Below are 19,580 nucleotides of genomic sequence, written 5' to 3'. Positions count from 1 at the left end.
AGCGTCGGGGCATGAGCGACGTGACGGATGGGACGCCGGCCGCGGGGTCGGACGGGACGCCGGGCGCCGGGACGGACGGGCGTCCGGGCCTCGACGTGCGTCCGGGCCCGGACGAGCAGGGAACGCCGGCCGGGGACGACGAGGCAGCGTACGAGCCCGCCGCGCCCGCGCCCCTCGGCGTGGAGCGCGCCCCGACCGGGCGTCCCGCCGTGGACGCTCTCCTGGAGCGGCTCGTCGACGCGGACCACCTCCCGGCGGACGGACACCTGGAGGTGTACGAGGATGTACACCGTGGGCTGCGCTCCGAGCTGACCTCGCTCGACGCCGACCGCCCCGGACCGACACCCGGCCCCGGACCGACCCCCTCGTACAACCACAGGAGCTGAACCGAACGTGGCAGGAGTGGCACGCCGCCGTCTGGACGCCGAGCTGGTACGCCGCAAGCTCGCCCGCTCGCGCGAGCACGCCAGCCAGCTGATCGCCGCCGGGCGGGTGAGCGTCGGCAAGACGGTCGCGACCAAGCCCGCCACCCAGGTCGAGACGGCCGCGGCCATCGTCGTGGCCCAGGACGACGCCGACCCCGACTACGTCTCGCGCGGAGGCCACAAGCTGGCCGGCGCCTTCGCCGCGTTCGTGCCGCGGGGGCTGAAGGTCGAGGGCCGGCGGGCGCTGGACGCGGGAGCGTCGACCGGCGGCTTCACCGACGTCCTGCTGCGGGCCGGCGCCGCGCACGTCGTCGCCGTCGACGTCGGCTACGGCCAGCTCGCCTGGTCGCTGCAGAGCGACGACCGCGTCACCGTGAAGGACCGTACGAACGTCCGTGAGCTGACGCTCGAAGCGATCGACGGAACACCGGTCGACCTCGTCGTCGGCGACCTCTCCTTCATCCCGCTCGGCCTCGTGCTGCCCGCCCTCGCGCGCTGCACCGCCCCCGACGCGGACCTCGTGCTCATGGTCAAGCCGCAGTTCGAGGTGGGCAAGGAGCGCCTCGGCACCGGCGGAGTCGTCCGCAGCCCCGAGCTCCGCGCGGACACCGTACGGAACGTGGCGCGCCAGGCCGCCGAGCTCGGGCTCGGGGTGCTGGGTGTGACGGCGAGCCCGCTGCCGGGGCCCTCCGGCAACGTCGAGTACTTTCTGTGGCTGCGGGCAGGGGCGCCCGCGCTGGATCCGGCGGATGTCGACCGCGCCGTGGCGGAGGGACCTCGTTGAGCTCAACGACAGCAGCACAGCGCACCGTTTTCCTGCTCGCGCACACCGGCCGGCCGGCCGCCGTGCGCAGCGCCGAACTCGTCGTCCTCGGGCTGCTGCGCAGCGGGATCGGCGTCCGTGTCCTGGAGGCGGAGGCGGCCGACCTGCCGCTGCCGCCGTCCGTGGAGAAGGTGCCGGAGGCCTGTACCGACGCCCTCGAGGGCTGCGAGCTGCTCGTCGTCCTCGGCGGTGACGGGACGCTGCTGCGCGGCTCGGAGCTGTCCCGGGCGTCCGGCGTGCCGATGCTCGGCGTCAACCTGGGGCGCGTCGGCTTCCTCGCGGAGGCCGAGCGCGACGACCTCGACAAGGTCGTCGACCGGGTCGTCACGCGCGCGTACGAGGTCGAGGAGCGGATGACCCTCGACGTCGTCGTGTACGAGAACGGCGACGTACTGCACCGGGACTGGGCCCTGAACGAGGCCGCCGTGCAGAAGGTCTCCCCGGAACGGATGCTGGAGGTCGTGATAGCGATCGACGGCCGGCCGGTCACCGGATTCGGCTGCGACGGCGTGATCTGCGCGACCCCGACGGGCTCCACGGCGTACGCCTTCTCGGCGGGCGGACCGGTGATCTGGCCGGAGGTCGAGGCGTTGCTGATGGTCCCGATCGGGGCGCATGCGCTGTTCGCGAAGCCGCTGGTGACGACGCCGGAGTCGGTGCTCACGGTGGAGGTCGAGCCGCACACCCCGCACGGCGTGCTGTGGTGCGACGGCCGGCGGACGGTGGAACTCCCTTCCGGGGCACGGGTGGAGGTGCGGCGCGGCGAGGTGCCCGTACGGCTGGCCCGGCTGCACCACGCCTCGTTCACGGACCGTCTGGTGGCGAAGTTCGCCCTGCCGGTGTCGGGGTGGCGCGGCGCGCCGCACTGAGGCGCCGGGGCGGCCCCCGACTCCCCACCCCCACGGGTGACAAACGCATTCCCGACCTGGGCGTTCGCACGGTTCCGGCAGGGGCCGTCGCACAGCCGGGCCTCGACCTCGTAAGGTCTAGCCCGTGTTGGAGGAGATGCGGATACGGTCGCTCGGGGTCATCGACGACGCTGTTGTCGAGCTGTCGCCCGGTTTCACCGCGGTGACGGGTGAGACCGGTGCGGGCAAGACCATGGTCGTCACGAGCCTGGGGCTGCTGCTCGGCGGGCGCGCCGACCCCGCCCTGGTGCGGATCGGCGCCGGCTCGGCCGTCGTCGAGGGGCGGATCACGCTGCCCGAGGGCGCGGGAGCCGCCGCACGGGCGGTGGAGGCGGGTGCCGAGCTCGACGACGGCGCGCTGCTCGTCAGCCGGACGGTCTCGGCCGAGGGGCGCTCGCGCGCCCATCTCGGTGGGCGCTCCGTGCCTGTCGGCCTGCTCGCCGAACTCGCCGACGAACTCGTCGCCGTGCACGGCCAGACCGACCAGCAGGGCCTGCTCAAGCCGGCCCGGCAGCGCGGGGCCCTGGACCGGTACGCGGGCGAGGCCGTCGCCGTACCGCTGGCCGCGTACGGGGAGGCGTACCGGCGGCTGCGGGCCGTCGTCGCCGAGCTGGACGAGATCACCACACGCGCGCGGGAACGGGCCCAGGAGGCCGATCTGCTGCGCTTCGGGCTCGGCGAGATCGAGGCCGTCGAGCCGCTGGCGGGCGAGGACACCGAGCTTGCCGCGGAGGCGGAGCGGCTCGGTCACGCCGAGGCCCTGGCCTCCGCCGCCGCCCTGGCGCATGCGGCGCTCGCCGGACAGCCCGAGGACCCGGAGGCCGTCGACGCGACGACCCTGGTCGCGGGCGCGGGGCGGGCCCTGGAGGCCGTACGGTCGCACGATCCGGCGCTCGCCGCGCTCGCGGACCGGATGGGGGAGATCTCCATCCTGCTCGCCGACGTGGCCGGGGAGCTGGCCGGGTACGCCGACAACCTGGACGCGGATCCGCGCCGGCTCGCGGCCGTCGAGGAGCGGCGCGCGGCGCTGACCCAGCTGACCCGGAAGTACGGCGCGGACGTCGCCGCCGTGCTGGCCTGGGCGCAGGAGAGCGTGGCCCGGCTCACCGAGCTGGAGGGCGACGACGACCGGGTCGGCGAGCTGACGGCCGAGCGGGACGCGCTGCGGACCGAGCTGTCGGCGCTCGCGCAGGCGCTCACGGACGCCCGTACGGAGGCGGCGGCCCGGTTCGCCGACGCCGTCACCGCCGAGCTGGCCTCGCTGGCCATGCCCCACGCGCGCGTGTCCTTCGACATCCGGCAGACGGAGTCCGTCGACGAGGCTTCGGGCGTCGAGGTCGGCGGGCGGAGCGTGGCGTACGGGCCGTCCGGCGCCGACGAGGTCGAGCTGCTGCTCGCCCCGCACCCGGGCGCACCGCCGCGGCCGATCGCGAAGGGCGCGTCCGGTGGTGAGCTGTCCCGGGTGATGCTGGCCGTCGAGGTCGTCTTCGCGGGTACGGACCCGGTTCCGACGTATCTCTTCGACGAGGTCGACGCGGGCGTCGGCGGCAAGGCGGCCGTGGAGATCGGCCGCCGCCTCGCCAAGCTCGCCAAGTCGGCGCAGGTCGTGGTCGTCACGCACCTTCCGCAGGTCGCGGCGTTCGCCGACCGGCAGCTGCTGGTGGAGAAGACCAACGACGGGTCCGTGACCCGGTCCGGTGTCACCGTCCTGGAGGGCGAGGACCGGGTCCGCGAGCTGTCGCGGATGCTGGCCGGCCAGGAGGACTCGGAGACGGCCCGGGCGCACGCGGAGGAACTGCTGGCGACGGCGCGGGCGGACGCCTGACGGGTCCGGGGCTGGGCGGGTCGTGGACCCGGCGCCGGTCGCCACACCGTGGGTGGCCCGCTGCCGCCCGCGGCGCCGGCGCGGCTGCCGTCGAGCACCATGCCCGGGTTCATCCGCGCCGCGTGCTTCCAGCCGGCGGTGCGCCGCCCCAGCGGGGCCGTGTCCGGAGGAACCGGGCGGGCGCGCGGACGGGGGTGGGTTCCCCCTGGCGCGGGGCGTCGTCGACCTCCACCCTAGGCTGGGCCCATGATCGGGAAGCTGGGAAGGGCCGGGACCTTCGCCGTGGCCGCGGGCGTGAGCCGGGCGCTCTACGCCGGGCTGCGGCGTCGGGACGACGAGCGGTGGCGGCGGGAGAACCACGCCGGGCGGAGCGTCGATCTGTACGCCGGTCCGGCGACCGCCGTCGGGACCGCGCTGGCCGCGGTGAGTACAGCGAGCTCGGGGTCCCGCGGGCCGAAGGCCGGGGGAGGACCCGCGGCCTTCGCCGTCCTCGCCGCCGGCGCCTGCGGGGCGTACGACGATGTGAAGGGCGACCACCGCAGGGGCTTCCGGGCGCACCTCGACGCCCTGCGGCACGGTGAGGTCACCAGCGGCGCCGTGAAGCTGTTCGGGATCGGCGCGGCCGGACTCGTGGCCGGGGCGCTCCTGAAGGAGCGTCCGGTCGACAAGGTCCTGGCGGGTGTGGTGATCGCGGGGACCGCGCACCTCGTCAACCTCGTGGACGTGGCCCCCGGTCGCGCCGCGTTGACGGTACTGGGGCTCGGCGCGCCCGGACTCCTGCGCGGATCGCTCGCCGCCGCGCCGATGGCCGCCGCGGCGGCCGTCCTCACCGAGGACCTCGGTGAGCGCACGATGCTCGGCGACACGGGCGCCCACGCGCTCGGAGCGGCCGTCGGCAGCGCGATCGCCGCCGGGAACGGGCGGTTCGGACTCGCCGTCCACGCGGCCGGGCTCATCGCCGCGGCGGCGTGCGGCGAGAGGCTCAGTGACCTCGCGCGCTCACCCATGTGAGTGATACCGCCCGGCGAGTTGAGGGCTCGGACACCGGAACGAGGCGGCTTCGGTGCCGGAACGTGCGTACGGGCTGGCATCCTTGGGCGCGTGACACAGCTCCGTACGGTCCAAGTGCTGGGCGGCGGCAGCGCGGGCAGTAGCGCTCACGTCCGATCACTTGCCTCGGGGCTCGTGGCGAGGGGCGTGCGGGTGACCGTGTGCGCCCCGGCCGAACTCGACCGCGCCTACGACTTCATCGGCGCCGGCGCGCACTTCGTGCCCGTTCCGCGCCGCAACGACCCCGCGACGGTCGCGGCGCTCCGCAATGCCTGCATCGGCGCGGACGTCGTGCACGCGCACGGGCTGCATGCCTCCGTGCGGGCGATGCTCGCCCTGTCGGGTGGGGTACGGACGCCCTCGCTCGTGACGACCTGGCACACCCGCAGCCATGTGGACGGCGCGCGGGGCGGCCTGCTGCGTCTCCTTGAGCGCAGGACCGCGCGGGCGGCCGCCGTCGTCCTCGGCACCTCCTCCGAACTCGTCGACCGGGCGCGGCGGAGCGGGGCACGGGACGCCCGGCTCGCACCGGTCACGGTCCCCGCCTCGCGCGCACCGGTCTGCCTCCACGACGGCAAGGCGCGGGCGGAACTGGGCGCGGTGGACCGGCCGTTGCTGATGGCCGTCGGCGCGCTGGTGCCCGAGCGGGGGTACGGGATGCTGCTGGACGCGGCGCGGGTGTGGCGGGACCTGGACCCGCAGCCGCTGCTCGTCATCGCGGGAGAGGGGCGCGAACGGGCCGCGATGCAGCGGCGGATCGAGGCCGAGGGGCTCGCGGTCCGGCTGATCGGCAGCCGCGACGACGTGGCGGAGCTGCTGGCCGCGGCGGACGTCGCGGTCCTGACCTCGCGCTGGGAGGCCCGCTCCCCACTGGCACAGGAGGCGCTGCGGCTCGGTGTTCCCCTGGTCGCGACGGCCGTCGGTGGAGTGCCCGAACTGGTCGGGGACGCGGCGGAGCTGGTGCCGTGGGGGGACGCGGCGGCGCTGGCGGAGGCGGTGCGGGGGCTGTTGGCGGACGTGGACCGGCGGATGGACCTGGCGGCCGCGGGGCGGGTGCAGGCGGGCACATGGCCGACGGAGGACGAGACGATCGCGCACGTCCTGAGCGTGTACGACGAACTGTCGGACCGCCGCTAAGGCGGTCCGGCAGCGGCCGTGCCCTACGAGGTGTGGCGCCTCGCCCGGAGCGCGAGCGACAAGGCCAGGACCGTCTGCGGGTCGTCCAGGTCCGTGCCGAGGAGCTCGGAGATACGGGCCAGGCGGTTGTAGAGGGTCTGGCGGTTCAGATGCAGTTCGCGGGCCGTCTCCGCCTTGCGGCCCGCGTGCGCCAGATAGGTCTCCAGGGTCGGGAGCAGCGGCGGGCGCGAGGTCCGGTCGTGGTCCCGCAACGGGCCGATCGCGCGGTCCACGAACGCCGCCAGGTCCGGGTGCTCCCGCAGACGCCACAGCAGCAGGTCGATGTCCAGGCGCCGGGCGTCGTACCAGGGCCGGTCCGAGAGGCCCTGCGCCGCCGTCGCCGTCTCGCCCGCGTGCCGCAGGGACGCCGACGCCGCGGCCCAGCCGCCCGCGATGCCCACCACGACCACCGGCGCGTGCGCCCCGGCCCTTTCGAGACCGGCCCGCTCCACTCCCGCCCGCAGCGCCGCCGCGACCCGGTCGGCCACCGCCGTACGCTCCGACTCCGAGCGCAGGCCCAGCAGCAGCGGCACCCGCCCCTCCACCGGGCGCACACCCAGCAGCACCGGGACGCCCACCGACGACAGCTCCTCCAGGACCGCCCGCGCCAGCAGCGCCCAGTTCCCCGAGGGGGAGAGCTCGGAGGCGAGCCGCATCACCACGGGCAGCAGCGGACCGTCCCCCGGACGGAAGCCCAGCACCCGCGCCTGCGCCGGCGCGTCCTCCGCCGTGATCCGGCCCTCCGCCAGATCCGTCAGGAAGTCGCCGCGGCCCCGGGCCGCGAGCTCCTCCTCCTGCCGGGCCTGCATCAGCACGACGGCCAGGATCCCGGCCGCCCGCTCCGCCGCCATCCGATGGACGGCGGACAGCGGGCCGGAGACCGCGAGCAGCACCAGACGGGCCCGGACCGAGCCGGTGCCCGGTCCGCCGCCGGGCACGTCCACCAGGACCGCGCCCGTCGGCGGGCCCGACTCCCGCGCCGCCCGCTGGCCCCGCAGCCCGTCCCACACCTGGAGCGGGTCCGCCGGGCCGGACTCGGTGCCCGCCGCGTAGAGCAGTTGTCCGTCCGCCGTCTCCAGGAAGACCGGGTTCGCGGTGAAGTCGGCCAGGATGCGCAGGACCTGCGGCACCCCGCCCCCGCCGAGCAGCGCCTCGGTGCACTGCCGGTGCACCTCCTCCGCCTGCCGGAGGAGCGCGTAGTGGCCGTTGACGATCTCGGTGTGGATCTCCTCCGTGACGGCCACGAAGGGCACCTCGCGGTGCAGCTGCACCAGCGGAAGGCCCGCGGAGCGCGCCGTCTCCACGATCGTCGCCGGCAGGCGCGAGAAGCGCGGGCCGAGCTCCACGACCAGCGCCGCGATGCCCCGCTCGGCGAGGCGCCGTACGAACGCCCGCTGCTCCGCCGGGCGCGTGCCGAGGCCCAGGCCCGTGGTCAGCAGCAGCTCTCCGCCCTTGAGCAGGGACGCGATGTTCGGGACCTCGCCCGCATGCACCCAGCGCACCGTACGGTGCAGCCGGTCCGCGCCGGCGACGACCTCCGGGAGCCCGCTGCGCAGTCCGGGCAGCTCCAGCGCCCGCTGCACGGTGATCCCGCCCTGATTCTCCATGGAGCCGGACGCTACCTCCGTCCCTGTTCGAGCGACATCACCCGGCGGTCACGGGACTGGACAGTTCGTCCGCCGGGGCGACAACTCGTCGACCCGACGCGCCAATTGCGTGACCGCATGTCGATTGTGTCCTGTGTCACCCCGGACGATGCTCTCCGCCGAGGGCTCAGGACGCCGGTGTGATGTTGTGGTTGAAGCGGAAGACGTTGTCGGGGTCGTACGTGGCCTTGACCGCCGCGAGCCGTCGGTAGTTCTCGGCGCCGAAGCCCGAGACGACCCGCTCCTCGCCCTCGGAGCCGATGAAGTTGAGGTACACGGCTCCGGTCGACCACGGCTCCGCGTCGGCCCGCACGTCCCGTACCCACTGCCTCGTCCGCTCGTCGTCGGCCGGGTCCTCCCAGGTCGCGAACGGGTGGACCGCCCAGGGCGCCGAACGCCACGGGATCGGATAGTCGGCCGGCCCGGCCGCGAGCGCGCCGCCCATCATGAAGAGCACGTGCTGGGTGGCCGTGGGCATGGGGATCTTCTGCGCGCGCTCGCAGAAGAGGTCCACGGCCGCGTCGGGGAACTCGCTCAGATACTCCGCCGACCAGTAGTTCCGCAGCCCCGGCGGGTCGTCGATCATGCACTGGAGATCCGCGTACCCGATGTCCGTGACGACCTCGATCACGGGCTTCAGCGCGAACAGCGGTGCGCAGAGCTCGCGGACCTCGGCGACCGGACCGGCGTACGTGAACAGGGTGGCGCAGAGCAGCTCGCCGACGAGATGCTCGGGGACGAACGGCTCGGGGGGCGCGGGGAAGTAGATGACCCCGCCGCCCGCCTCGTCCGGGGCGGAGGCCGCCAGATCGCGGAAGGTACGGATCACCTCGGGCGCCGACTCGGGCATGAAGAACAGCATCGCGATGCTCATCTCCGGCAGCTCGTACAGCCGCAGGGTGAGCGAGGTCGCCACGCCGAAGTTCCCGCCGCCGCCGTGCAGCGCCCAGAACAGCTCCGGATTCTCCCCGCCGTCCGTGTGCACATGCTTGCCCTCGGCGGTGATCAGCTCGGCGGCGAGGAGGTTGTCGCAGGCCAGCCCGAACTTCCGCTCCAGCCACCCCGATCCGCCGCCCAGCGTGAAGCCGCCGACCCCGGTCGTCGACACCCGACCACCGGTGGTGGCCAGATGGAAGGGCTGGGACGCGTGGTCGAGATGGCTCATGAGCGCGCCGCCCTCGACGCGTACCGTCATGTGCTCGGGGTCGGCGACGACCGCATGCATCCGGCGCAGGTCGATCACGAGACCGTCGTCGACGACGGAGGTCCCGGCGACGCTGTGCCCGCCGCCGCGCACCGCGATCGGCAGCCCGGTCTCCCGGCCGAAGAGGACCGCGTTGGAGACGTCCTCCGCCGTCTCGCACTGGGCGATGACCGCCGGACGCCGGTCGATCATGCCGTTGTGGATCGTCCGGGCCGTGTCGTATCCCGGATCGCCGGGAACGTACACCTCACCGGCCAGATCCTCGCGGAGTCCGGTCAGGGCGCTGTCCGGGACGGTGTGCTGGGGAGCCATGGGGAAGCCCCCCTTTCCTCGGGGGGACAGGACTCTCTCAGCGTATTCCGGGGCGCCCTTTCCCGCGCCTCAGCCGCCGTACGCGCCGCTCGCCGTCAGCCGCAGCGCCGTGTCGATCAGCGGAACGTGGCTGAACGCCTGCGGGAAGTTGCCCACCTGCCGCTGCAGCCGCGGGTCCCACTCCTCGGCGAGGAGACCCAGGTCGTTGCGGAGCGCCAGCAGCCGCTCGAAGAGCTTGCGGGCCTCGTCCACGCGCCCGATCATCGCCAGGTCGTCGGCGAGCCAGAACGAGCAGGCGAGGAAGGCTCCCTCGTCGCCCTCCAGGCCGTCCACGCCGGCCTCCTCGCCCGCGGTCGGGTAGCGCAGCACGAAGCCGTCCTCCGTGGACAGCTCCCGCTGGATCGCCTCGATCGTGCCGATGACCCGCTTGTCGTCCGGCGGCAGGAACCCCATCTGCGGAATCAGCAGCAGCGAGGCGTCCAGCTCCTTGGAGCCGTACGACTGCGTGAAGGTGTTCCGCTCCTTGTCGTAGCCCTTCTCGCAGACGTCCCGGTGGATGTCGTCGCGCAGCTCGCGCCAGCGCTCCAGCGGGCCGTCGGCGTCCCCGGACTCGATCAGCTTGATCGTGCGGTCGACCGCCACCCAGGCCATGACCTTGGAGTGCACGAAGTGCCGGCGCGGGCCGCGCACCTCCCAGATGCCCTCGTCGGGCTGGTTCCAGTGCGTCTCCAGGTAGCGGATGAGCTTCAGCTGGAGCAGCGAGGCGTAGTCGTTGCGGGACAGGCCCGTCATGTGCGCCAGGTGCAGCGCCTCGGTGACCTCGCCGTAGACGTCCAGCTGGAGCTGGTTGGCGGCGCCGTTGCCCACCCGGACCGGGCCCGAGTTCTCGTACCCCGGCAGCCAGTCCAGCTCCGCCTCGCCGAGCTCGCGCTCACCGGCGATCCCGTACATGATCTGCAGGTTCTCCGGGTCGCCCGCGACCGCGCGGAGCAGCCAGTCCCGCCAGGCGCGGGCCTCCTCGCGGTAGCCGGTGCGCAGCATCGACGACAGGGTGATCGCCGCGTCGCGCAGCCAGGTGTAGCGGTAGTCCCAGTTCCGTACGCCGCCGATCTCCTCCGGCAGCGAGGTGGTCGGTGCCGCGACGATGCCGCCGGTCGGCGCGTACGTCAGCGCCTTCAGCGTGATCAGCGAGCGGACGACGGCCTCCCGGTACGGGCCGTGGTACGTGCAGTGCTCGACCCACTCCCGCCAGAAGTCGACGGTCGCCTCCAGCGAACCCTCCGGGTCCGGCAGGGCGGGCGGCTCCTTGTGCGAGGGCTGCCAGCTGATCGTGAAGGTGACGCGGTCGCCCGGGGTGACGGTGAAGTCCGAGTACGTCGTCAGGTCCTTGCCGTGCGTCTCGGCGTCCATGTCCAGCCACACCGAGTCGGGACCCGCGACGGCGACCGTGCGGTCCCCGACCTTGTGGACCCATGGCACCACCCGGCCGTAGCTGAACCGCATCCGCAGCGCGGAGCGCATCTGGACCCGGCCCGAGACGCCCTCCACGATCCGGATCAGCTGCGGCGCGCCGTCGCGCGGGGGCATGAAGTCGGTCACCCGGACCGTGCCGCGCGGGGTGTCCCACTCGGATTCCAGGATGAGCGAGTCGCCGCGGTAGCGACGGCGGTCGGCGGGTGCCGGGGCGGCGCCGTTCGGCACGGCCGGACCGACCCGCCAGAACCCGTGTTCCTCCGTGCCGAGGAGCCCCGCGAAGACGGCATGTGAGTCGAAGCGGGGGAGGCACAGCCAGTCGACACTGCCGTCCCGGCAGACGAGGGCGGCGGTCTGCATGTCCCCGATGAGTGCGTAATCCTCGATGCGCCCGGCCACGTGCTCTCTCCAGTCGAACGGCCACGTCCGCCCCGCAGGGCGCTTGCTACAGATCGGCGGTCAACTGATGTTGACGATCGGCGGCGAGTGTCCGAGCAGGATACGACGCGGAGCAGCACTTACTTGTAACGCCATTGCGCCGATCGGGTGAGCACGGCTTGACGCCGAGACCACCCCGGTGCGGCCGGGTGGCGGAGGCTTGTCGCCGTCCGTGTGCACCCGACTGCCCCGTGTGGCCGGAAGCGGTCTCCCGATGTCGCTGATACCCTGGTACCCCGTGGACCGGTGGGAAACGGCGACAGCCGAGCCCCCGCAACCGCAGCGACGGCACCCCCCGATTCTTCCGGAGGGGACGCCGGAACGCACCTCCAGAACGCGACCACGGGAGCCCCCTCTTGGCGATGCCGCCCAAAACCACGACGACCAAGCACATCTTCGTCACCGGGGGTGTCGCCTCCTCCCTCGGCAAGGGCCTGACCGCCTCCAGCCTGGGTGCGCTCCTCAAGGCGCGGGGCCTGCGGGTCACGATGCAGAAGCTCGACCCGTACCTGAACGTCGACCCCGGCACGATGAACCCCTTCCAGCACGGCGAGGTGTTCGTCACCAACGACGGCGCCGAGACCGACCTGGACATCGGCCACTACGAGCGCTTCCTCGACGTCGACCTCGACGGCTCGGCCAACGTCACCACCGGCCAGGTCTACTCGCAGGTCATCGCCAAGGAGCGGCGCGGCGAGTACCTCGGCGACACCGTCCAGGTCATCCCGCACATCACCAACGAGATCAAGTCCCGGATCCGCCGTATGGCGACCGACGACGTGGACGTCGTCATCACCGAGGTCGGCGGCACGGTCGGCGACATCGAGTCTCTGCCGTTCCTGGAGACCGTCCGCCAGGTCCGTCACGAGGTCGGCCGCGACAACGTCTTCGTCGTGCACATCTCGCTGCTGCCCTACATCGGCCCCTCCGGCGAGCTGAAGACCAAGCCGACGCAGCACTCCGTCGCCGCGCTGCGCAACATCGGTATCCAGCCGGACGCCATCGTGCTGCGCGCCGACCGCGAGGTCCCCACCGCCATCAAGCGCAAGATCTCGCTGATGTGCGACGTGGACGAGGCCGCCGTCGTCGCCGCCATCGACGCCAAGTCGATCTACGACATCCCCAAGGTGCTGCACACCGAGGGCCTGGACGCCTATGTCGTGCGCAAGCTCGACCTGCCGTTCCGCGACGTGGACTGGTCCACCTGGGACGACCTGCTGGACCGCGTCCACAACCCGGAGCACGAGGTCACCGTCGCGCTCGTCGGCAAGTACATCGACCTGCCCGACGCGTACCTCTCGATCACCGAGGCCATGCGCGCCGGCGGCTTCGCCAACAAGGCGCGGGTCAAGGTCAAGTGGGTCACCTCCGACGACTGCAAGACCCCGGCCGGCGCGGCGAAGCAGCTCGGTGACGTCGACGCGATCCTGATCCCCGGCGGCTTCGGCGACCGCGGTGTCAACGGCAAGATCGGCGCGATCCAGTACGCCCGCGAGAACAAGGTGCCGCTGCTCGGCATCTGCCTCGGCCTGCAGTGCATCGTGATCGAGGCCGCCCGGAACCTGGCCGACATCCCGGAGGCCAACTCCACCGAGTTCGACGCCGCCACCGCGCACCCCGTCGTCTCGACGATGGAGGAGCAGCTCGCGTACGTCGAGGGCGCCGGCGACCTGGGCGGAACGATGCGCCTGGGCCTCTACCCGGCGAAGCTCGCCGAGGGCTCGATCGTCCGCGAGGTCTACGCCGACCAGCCGTACGTCGAGGAGCGCCACCGCCACCGCTACGAGGTGAACAACGCCTACCGCGCGGAGCTGGAGAAGAAGGCGGGCCTCGTCTTCTCGGGCACGTCCCCTGACAACAAGCTCGTCGAGTACGTCGAGTACCCGCGCGAGGTGCACCCGTACCTGGTCGCGACCCAGGCCCACCCGGAGCTGCGCTCGCGTCCGACGCGTCCGCACCCGCTCTTCGCCGGCCTGGTGAAGGCCGCCGTGGAGCGCAAGACGGGCAAGTAGTACAAGGCGTTAACGTTGCCGGGGTACGGGTCCTGTCGGGACCCGTACCCCGGCTTTCGTGTGTGGCTCGTGTGTGGGAGGACGCAGATGGAGTTGCAGGACACCCCGGAGGAGTGGCAGGTCGTCGCGACGACGACCCCGTTCCAGGGAAAGAAGACGAGTGTCCGTACGGACGACGTGGTCATGCCCGACGGCACGGTCGCCCGCCGCGACTACCAGGTCCACCCCGGCTCGGTGGCGGTGCTCGCCCTCGACGACCAGGACCGGGTGCTGCTGCTCAAGCAGTACCGGCACCCCGTGCGCCAGAAGCTCTGGGAGATCCCGGCCGGACTCCTCGACGTACCGGGGGAGAACCCGCTGCACGCCGCACAGCGGGAGTTGTACGAGGAGGCGCACGTCAAGGCCGAGGACTGGCGTGTCCTGGCCGACGTCTACACCACGCCCGGCGGCTGCGACGAGGCGGTACGGATCTTCCTGGCGCGCCACCTGTCCGAGGCGGAGGGCGAACGCTTCGAGGTCTCGGACGAGGAGGCCGACATGGAGGTGGCCCGGGTCCCGCTGGCGGACCTCGTACGAGGCGTACTGGCGGGCGAGCTGCACAACAACTGCCTGGTCGTCGGCGTCCTTTCGCTGACGGCGGCCCGCGCGGCCGACGGCGTCGACGCGCTGCGCCCGGCGGACGCGCCCTGGCCGGCGCGGCCGTTCGAGGCGTAGCCCTCGGGCGGGCGGCGGGACGGGTGGGCGCACGGGGCGGTGCCCATGCGGGCGCGTTCCGCTCATGGGCCCCTGTGCACCGAGTCCGCCGCGCGGGCAGGGTCCTCGGGGTGAACGCAGGGGCAGGGGACGGAGGCGCCCGCAAGGGCGCCGTTGCCGTTGTGCCCACCCGTTCCGCCCCGCGGAACGATCGCTCACAACGGGGTGCCGGTCTGAACATCTGCTGATCCGATCGGGGGATCTGTCCGCGCTGCCCCGCCGGGTGAGGCACGTGCCCTGAACTACGCTCGGGATCGCCCGTGCGGAGACCCCCGCGGGATCGGTCGTGCGCAGGTGGACGGGAGCGTGGCCCGTGACGGATCAGGCGGTGGCAGCGGGCGGGGTGCGGAACTTCTTCGGGCGGCAGCGGGAGTTGAAAGCCCTGCGCGCCGACATCGAACGGACCGGACTCGACACCCTCGCCGGCCACAAGGCCCCCCGCGCACGCGTCCTGCTGATCGCGGGCCGTCCCGGCTCCGGGCGGACCGCGCTCGCCGAGGAACTCGTCACCGGACTCGCGGCCGCCTACCCCGACGGGGTGTTCCGCGCCAGGCTGACCGAGCCCGGCGGCGACCCGGTCCCCACCGGGCGCGCCGCGCAGGGGCTGCTCCAGGACCTGGGCATCGACGAACCGCCCGGCGCGGCCGAGGACGAGCTGACCGAGCTGGTCCGTGACGCCCTCGCCGAACGCCGTGCCGTCCTCGTCCTCGACGACGCGGTCGACGCGGAGCAGGTCGATCCGCTGATCCCCGACAACCCCGACGCCCTCGTCGTCGCCGTGGCACGCGGGCCGTTGACCGGGATCCCCGACGTCCGCCCGTGCACCCTCGGCGGCCTCGACCCCAAGTCCGCGATCGAGATGCTCACCACCTACACCGGATCCGTCCGGGTGACGGTCGACCCCCAGGCCGCCGAGACCCTCGCCGAGGAGTGCGGCGGCCAGCCCGCCGCCGTCGTCCTCGCCGGCGGCTGGCTCGCCGCCCGCCCCAAGGCATCCGTCGCCGATCTGGCCAAACGGCTCCGCGCCCTCTCCGGCGACCCGCTCGCCCGCGCGTTCCAGCTGGTCCACGACTCGCTGGCCCAGCCGGCCGCCCGGATACTGCGATTCCTCTCCCTCGCACCCCTCGGCCGCGCCGACGCGCACACCGCCTCCGCCCTGGCCGGCTGCTCGGTCTCGGCGGCCGCGAGCACGCTGACGGGCTTCGTCGGGCTGGGCCTCGTCACCGACCGCGGGGACGGGCAGTACGAGGTCCCGGGCCATCTCGTCCCCCTCCTGCGCGCTCGGATGGAGGAGCGCGACCGGCCCGCCGAGGTGCAGCTCGCCAGGGCCCGGATGCTGGAGCGGACCGTACGGCTCCTCCAGTCCTGCCGGGCCGTCACCGAGCCCGAGGGCTCACCGGCACGCAAGAAGCTCGCCGGGCTGCCCCGCGCCCTGCGGTTCCCGACCGTGGAGACCGCCGCCGCATGGCTGACCGGTCGCAGGCCCGTGCTGCTGGCCTCCGCCCGCCTCGCCGTCGCCGACGGCGAGCTCGACACCCTGGCCCGCCGGCTCGTCGCCGCCCTGGTCAGGGCGGAGACGGCGCACCGGGGCGCCGAGGCCGCGGCCCCCGTGCTCTACGGCCTGCACCGGCTGGTCCTGGACGTGGCCGAGCGGCGCGGACTGCACCGGGAGCGGGCCGCCGCGCTGCTGAACCTCGCCGATCTGGACGCCAGGACCGGCCGTACCCAGGACGCCCTGGAGCGCTACCGGGCCGCTCTCGACGCGGGAAGGGCCGCGAACGATCCGTACGCGATCGGGCGGGCGATGGAATCCGTAGGCGGTTCCTACCAGGAACTGGGGGACTGGCAGCGGGCCGGCGACTGGTACGGCCGCGCGCTCGCCCAGCGTCTCGCCCGTGACGAGCGGGCCGACCAGGCCCGGCTGTACGGGCGGCTCGGCGCGGTGCAGACCTACGCCGGCCGCTACGGCGAGGCGCTGCGGAACTGGCGCGCGGCCGCCGCCGGGTACCGGCGGCTCGCCGATCTGCCCGGCTACGCGCGGGCGTTGAGCGAGGCCGCCCGTGTCCAGGAGTACGCCGGCCGGCCCGAGGACTCCCTGCGGACCTGCGAAGAGGCGGTCGACTGGGCGCGGCGCGCCCAGGACGTACGGCTCCAGGCCGCGCTCCAGCTCCGGCTGGCGGACACCCTCGACCGGCTCGGCGACCCCGCTGCCGCCCGGCTGCACCGGTCCGCGGCCGGGCGTCTGCTGGGGACGGACGAGGGAACGGACGAGGGAACAGGAGCTTCCGCCTACGAAATCCGCAGTGCTTTGAACGAAGATTAATGCTTTGCAAGGCTAGACACGGGGAACTCCTTCATTAGACTGGGTGCGCCGCGATCGATCGCGGTCTGTCCCGGTGCGCGGTAGTGCATCCGGGTATGTATCGCAGTGCACCCCCGTTTCCCCTGATTCAAGGACCGTGATCGACGATGAAGGTCGGCATCCCCCGCGAGGTCAAGAACAACGAGTTCCGCGTGGCCATCACCCCCGCCGGTGTCCACGAGCTCGTCCGTAACGGCCACCAGGTCTTCGTCGAGCAGAACGCCGGTGTGGGCTCCTCGATCACGGACGAGGAGTACGTCTCCGCAGGCGCGCAGATCCTGCCGACCGCGGACGAGGTCTGGGCCACGGCCGACCTGCTGCTGAAGGTCAAGGAGCCCATCGCGGAGGAGTACCACCGCCTCCGCAAGGACCAGACCCTCTTCACCTACCTGCACCTCGCCGCCTCCAAGGAGTGCACGGACGCCCTCCTGGAGTCCGGCACCACCGCCATCGCGTACGAGACCGTCGAGACCGCCAACCGCGCGCTCCCGCTGCTCGCCCCGATGTCCGAGGTCGCGGGCCGCCTGGCCCCGCAGGTCGGCGCCTACCACCTGATGCGCTCGGTCGGCGGCCGCGGCGTGCTCCCCGGTGGCGTCCCCGGCACCCACGCCGGCGAGTGCGTCGTCATCGGCGGCGGCGTCTCCGGCTGGAACGCCACGCAGATCGCCGTCGGCATGGGCTTCCACGTGACCCTGCTCGACCGTGACATCAACAAGCTCCGCGAGGCCGACAAGATCTTCGGCACCAAGGTGAAGACGATCGTCTCCAACGCCTTCGAGCTGGAGAAGGCCGTCGTCGAGGCCGACCTCGTCATCGGCGCCGTCCTCATCCCGGGCGCCAAGGCCCCGAAGCTGGTCACCAACGAGCTCGTCGCCAAGATGAAGCCCGGAAGTGTCCTTGTCGACATTGCGATCGACCAGGGCGGCTGCTTCGAGGACTCGCACCCGACCACCCACGCCGAGCCGACCTTCCAGGTCCACAACTCGGTCTTCTACTGCGTCGCCAACATGCCGGGCGCGGTGCCGAACACCTCCACGTACGCCCTGACCAACGCCACGCTGCCCTACATCGTGTCGCTGGCGAACAACGGCTGGGTCGAGGCGCTGCGCCGCGACGCCGCGCTCGCCCTGGGCCTCAACACCCATGACGGCAAGGTCGTTTACAAGGAGGTCGCCGAGGCGCACGGCCTCGACCACGTCGAGCTGGCCAGCCTCCTGGGCTGAACTCCTTAGACGTCGCGTCAACCCGCGCCGTCAACCTCACACATCCGGCCACTTCGGGGGCCTTGTTCAACTCGCCTCGAACGTAACCCTTTAACCGTTTCGCACACCCCTGAAACGTGCGGATGGATGGCTGCGCACCCTTGACAGAGGGGTGTTCGGTTGCCGACACATCGGGCCGGGTCCGGCGGATTGTGTTGCTGCGGAGCGGTGACACGCCATAGAGTCGCCAACCGTCGGCATGGTGCCACGCTGACCTATCGATAAATGTTCCTGGTCACATCCAAGGAGGTAAGACGACTTGTGAATGAGTCGACATTTACTCCCGGGGGCGGACAGCCAGGAATCCCTGTCGGCTCCGTCGCTGTCCGCACCTTCGCGACCAACGCGACGCATCAGCCCATGACGACAGCCCACACGATGAAGATGATGGACGGCCTACACGTGAACGCCACGGCCGGCAACGAGAGTGGCCGAGAGTCCACCCACTTCGCCGCCTACGACGAGGTGCCCGAGGGGCACTTCTACGACCCTGACGCCGAGTACGAGCCCGACCCGGAGTACGCGGCCACCCTCGCACCCGACGCTGCCCGTCAGCGCCGCGAGCGGATCGGCCCGACCGGACGGCCCCTGCCGTACTTCCCGATCCCGGGTCCGCTGACCGATCACGGACCCGCGAAGATCATCGCGATGTGCAACCAGAAGGGCGGCGTCGGCAAGACCACGTCGACCATCAACCTGGGTGCCGCGCTCGCGGAGTACGGACGGCGGGTGCTGCTCGTCGACTTCGACCCGCAGGGAGCCCTGTCGGTCGGACTCGGTGTGAACCCGATGGAGCTCGACCTCACCGTCTACAACCTGCTCATGGAGCGGGGCATGTCGGCGGACGAGGTGCTGCTCAAGACCGCGGTGCCCAACATGGACCTGCTGCCGAGCAACATCGACCTCTCGGCCGCCGAGGTGCAGTTGGTCAGCGAGGTGGCGCGCGAGTCGACGCTGCAGCGCGCCCTGAAGCCGCTGATGAACGACTACGACTACATCGTGATCGACTGTCAGCCCTCGCTCGGTCTGCTGACCGTGAACGCGCTGACGGCGGCTCACAAGGTCATCGTGCCGCTGGAATGCGAGTTCTTCGCGCTCCGTGGTGTGGCGCTGCTGACCGAGACGATCGAGAAGGTCCAGGAGCGGCTCAACCCCGAGCTGGAGCTCGACGGCATCCTCGCCACGATGTACGACTCCCGTACGGTGCACAGCCGCGAGGTGCTGGCGCGCGTGGTCGAGGCCTTCGACGACCACGTCTACCACACCGTCATCGGCCGTACCGTGCGCTTCCCGGAGACCACGGTCGCCGGTGAGCCGATCACGACGTACGCGTCGAACTCGGTGGGTGCCGCCGCCTATCGTCAGCTCGCCAGGGAGGTGCTCGCCCGGTGTCACGCCGAGTGAGTCTGCCCGGCGCCGACGAACTGTTCCGTACGACCGGGGGGATGGCGCTGCAGTCCTCCTCGCCCCGTGGCCGGGTACCGGCTCCGGCGGGCGAGAGCGACACGGAGGCGGCGGAGGGATCCGGCTCGGCGCCGGCGTCCGCATCTCCTTCCGGCTCCGCCCCGGGCTCCGCTCCCGCCGAGCACTCGGCGGCGGAGCCCGCGGAGCAGGGGGAGCCCCGGGCCCGCACGGCGGAGCCCGCGCAGCCGCGCCGCCGCGGCAGGTCGCCGAACCGGCGGCCGAGCGGGCGCGAGCGGCACGACGAGAAGATCACGGTCTACGTCTCCGCCGAGGAGCTCATGGACCTGGAGCACGCCCGCCTGGTGCTCCGTGGCGAGCACGGGCTCGCCGTGGACCGGGGCCGGATCGTCCGCGAGGCGGTCGCGGTGGTCCTGGCGGACCTGGAGTCCCGCGGCGACGCGAGCATCCTCGTGCGCCGCCTGCGCGGCCGCTGACGGTAGCCTGCGG

General features: G+C 72.7%; 15 protein-coding genes. 12 read left to right on the top strand and 3 right to left on the bottom strand.

Annotated elements, in window-relative coordinates; all coding sequences use genetic code 11:
- Nucleotides 1-11: 11 nt before the first annotated feature.
- The 6 genes from ACFVZW_RS25610 to ACFVZW_RS25585 all read left to right on the top strand — a co-directional run bounded on the left by ACFVZW_RS25610 (nucleotide 12) and on the right by ACFVZW_RS25585 (nucleotide 6,168).
- Nucleotides 12-386, top strand: coding sequence for a hypothetical protein (locus ACFVZW_RS25610; protein WP_384525518.1), 375 nt, complete (start codon nucleotides 12-14; stop codon nucleotides 384-386).
- A 7-nt stretch (nucleotides 387-393) separates the two neighbouring features.
- Nucleotides 394-1,209 carry a TlyA family RNA methyltransferase gene (locus tag ACFVZW_RS25605; protein ID WP_384525515.1) on the top strand — a complete coding sequence of 272 codons (816 nt, stop codon included), beginning with the start codon at nucleotides 394-396 and terminating at the stop codon, nucleotides 1,207-1,209.
- On the top strand, nucleotides 1,206-2,117 hold the full coding sequence (locus ACFVZW_RS25600; RefSeq protein WP_384525512.1) for an NAD kinase: 912 nt from the start codon (nucleotides 1,206-1,208) through the stop codon (nucleotides 2,115-2,117). Before ACFVZW_RS25605 ends, ACFVZW_RS25600 begins: the two co-directional genes overlap by 4 nt.
- A gap of 136 nt (nucleotides 2,118-2,253) precedes the next feature.
- Entirely contained in the window at nucleotides 2,254-3,981 is a 1,728-nt protein-coding gene (gene recN / locus ACFVZW_RS25595) for a DNA repair protein RecN (RefSeq protein ID WP_384525542.1), read from the top strand.
- Between the two features lie 246 nt (nucleotides 3,982-4,227).
- Nucleotides 4,228-4,992 carry a hypothetical protein gene (locus tag ACFVZW_RS25590; protein WP_384525509.1) on the top strand — a complete coding sequence of 255 codons (765 nt, stop codon included), beginning with the start codon at nucleotides 4,228-4,230 and terminating at the stop codon, nucleotides 4,990-4,992.
- 90 nt (nucleotides 4,993-5,082) lie between these two features.
- A complete protein-coding gene (locus ACFVZW_RS25585; protein ID WP_384525506.1) occupies nucleotides 5,083-6,168 on the top strand; it encodes a glycosyltransferase family 4 protein in 1,086 nt (361 codons plus the stop codon).
- Between the two features lie 23 nt (nucleotides 6,169-6,191).
- Here the strand turns inward: ACFVZW_RS25585 and ACFVZW_RS25580 are convergent, their stop codons facing one another.
- The 3 genes from ACFVZW_RS25580 to ACFVZW_RS25570 form a co-directional block, all read right to left on the bottom strand.
- Nucleotides 6,192-7,814, bottom strand: coding sequence for a PucR family transcriptional regulator (locus ACFVZW_RS25580; protein ID WP_384525503.1), 1,623 nt, complete (start codon nucleotides 7,812-7,814; stop codon nucleotides 6,192-6,194).
- Nucleotides 7,815-7,980: 166 nt separating this feature from the next.
- Nucleotides 7,981-9,369 (bottom strand): FAD-binding oxidoreductase, encoded by a 1,389-nt coding sequence (locus tag ACFVZW_RS25575; protein ID WP_384525500.1) that lies wholly within the window; start codon nucleotides 9,367-9,369, stop codon nucleotides 7,981-7,983.
- A gap of 69 nt (nucleotides 9,370-9,438) precedes the next feature.
- Nucleotides 9,439-11,241, bottom strand: a complete 1,803-nt coding sequence (locus ACFVZW_RS25570; protein ID WP_329122246.1) for a glycoside hydrolase family 15 protein — start codon at nucleotides 11,239-11,241, stop codon at nucleotides 9,439-9,441.
- 401 nt (nucleotides 11,242-11,642) lie between these two features.
- On the opposite strand from ACFVZW_RS25570, the gene ACFVZW_RS25565 reads away from it, so the two are divergent.
- The 6 genes from ACFVZW_RS25565 to ACFVZW_RS25540 all read left to right on the top strand — a co-directional run bounded on the left by ACFVZW_RS25565 (nucleotide 11,643) and on the right by ACFVZW_RS25540 (nucleotide 19,567).
- Nucleotides 11,643-13,292 (top strand): CTP synthase, encoded by a 1,650-nt coding sequence (locus ACFVZW_RS25565; protein WP_329122247.1) that lies wholly within the window; start codon nucleotides 11,643-11,645, stop codon nucleotides 13,290-13,292.
- 87 nt (nucleotides 13,293-13,379) lie between these two features.
- Nucleotides 13,380-14,006: an NUDIX domain-containing protein gene (locus ACFVZW_RS25560; RefSeq protein WP_384525496.1), complete on the top strand. Its 627-nt coding sequence runs from the start codon at nucleotides 13,380-13,382 to the stop codon at nucleotides 14,004-14,006.
- Nucleotides 14,007-14,358: 352 nt separating this feature from the next.
- Nucleotides 14,359-16,368, top strand: a complete 2,010-nt coding sequence (locus ACFVZW_RS25555; protein ID WP_384525493.1) for a tetratricopeptide repeat protein — start codon at nucleotides 14,359-14,361, stop codon at nucleotides 16,366-16,368.
- A 146-nt stretch (nucleotides 16,369-16,514) separates the two neighbouring features.
- Entirely contained in the window at nucleotides 16,515-17,630 is a 1,116-nt protein-coding gene (gene ald / locus ACFVZW_RS25550; RefSeq protein ID WP_384525490.1) for an alanine dehydrogenase, read from the top strand.
- A 399-nt stretch (nucleotides 17,631-18,029) separates the two neighbouring features.
- Complete coding sequence (locus tag ACFVZW_RS25545; protein WP_229818740.1) at nucleotides 18,030-19,073, top strand: ParA family protein; 1,044 nt, start codon at nucleotides 18,030-18,032, stop codon at nucleotides 19,071-19,073.
- Nucleotides 19,058-19,567 (top strand): hypothetical protein, encoded by a 510-nt coding sequence (locus ACFVZW_RS25540; protein ID WP_384525487.1) that lies wholly within the window; start codon nucleotides 19,058-19,060, stop codon nucleotides 19,565-19,567. Before ACFVZW_RS25545 ends, ACFVZW_RS25540 begins: the two co-directional genes overlap by 16 nt.
- The last annotated feature ends 13 nt before the right edge of the window (nucleotides 19,568-19,580 follow it).

It is taken from the genome of Streptomyces sp. NPDC059567, assembly GCF_042735655.1.
Taxonomy (GTDB): Bacteria; Actinomycetota; Actinomycetes; order Streptomycetales; family Streptomycetaceae; genus Streptomyces.
Note: the sequence above shows the minus strand (reverse complement) of the source record. Positions and strands in the feature narration are given on the sequence as shown.

Coding starts and splice junctions, on each gene's coding strand:
- ald (WP_384525490.1), top strand. CDS start 16,515: ATGAAGGTCGGCATCCCCCGCGAGGTCAAGAACAACGAGTTCCGCGTG.
- recN (WP_384525542.1), top strand. CDS start 2,254: ATGCGGATACGGTCGCTCGGGGTCATCGACGACGCTGTTGTCGAGCTG.
- ACFVZW_RS25580 (WP_384525503.1), bottom strand. CDS start 7,814: ATGGAGAATCAGGGCGGGATCACCGTGCAGCGGGCGCTGGAGCTGCCC.
- ACFVZW_RS25560 (WP_384525496.1), top strand. CDS start 13,380: ATGGAGTTGCAGGACACCCCGGAGGAGTGGCAGGTCGTCGCGACGACG.
- ACFVZW_RS25545 (WP_229818740.1), top strand. CDS start 18,030: ATGACGACAGCCCACACGATGAAGATGATGGACGGCCTACACGTGAAC.
- ACFVZW_RS25590 (WP_384525509.1), top strand. CDS start 4,228: ATGATCGGGAAGCTGGGAAGGGCCGGGACCTTCGCCGTGGCCGCGGGC.
- ACFVZW_RS25610 (WP_384525518.1), top strand. CDS start 12: ATGAGCGACGTGACGGATGGGACGCCGGCCGCGGGGTCGGACGGGACG.
- ACFVZW_RS25575 (WP_384525500.1), bottom strand. CDS start 9,369: ATGGCTCCCCAGCACACCGTCCCGGACAGCGCCCTGACCGGACTCCGC.
- ACFVZW_RS25565 (WP_329122247.1), top strand. CDS start 11,643: ATGCCGCCCAAAACCACGACGACCAAGCACATCTTCGTCACCGGGGGT.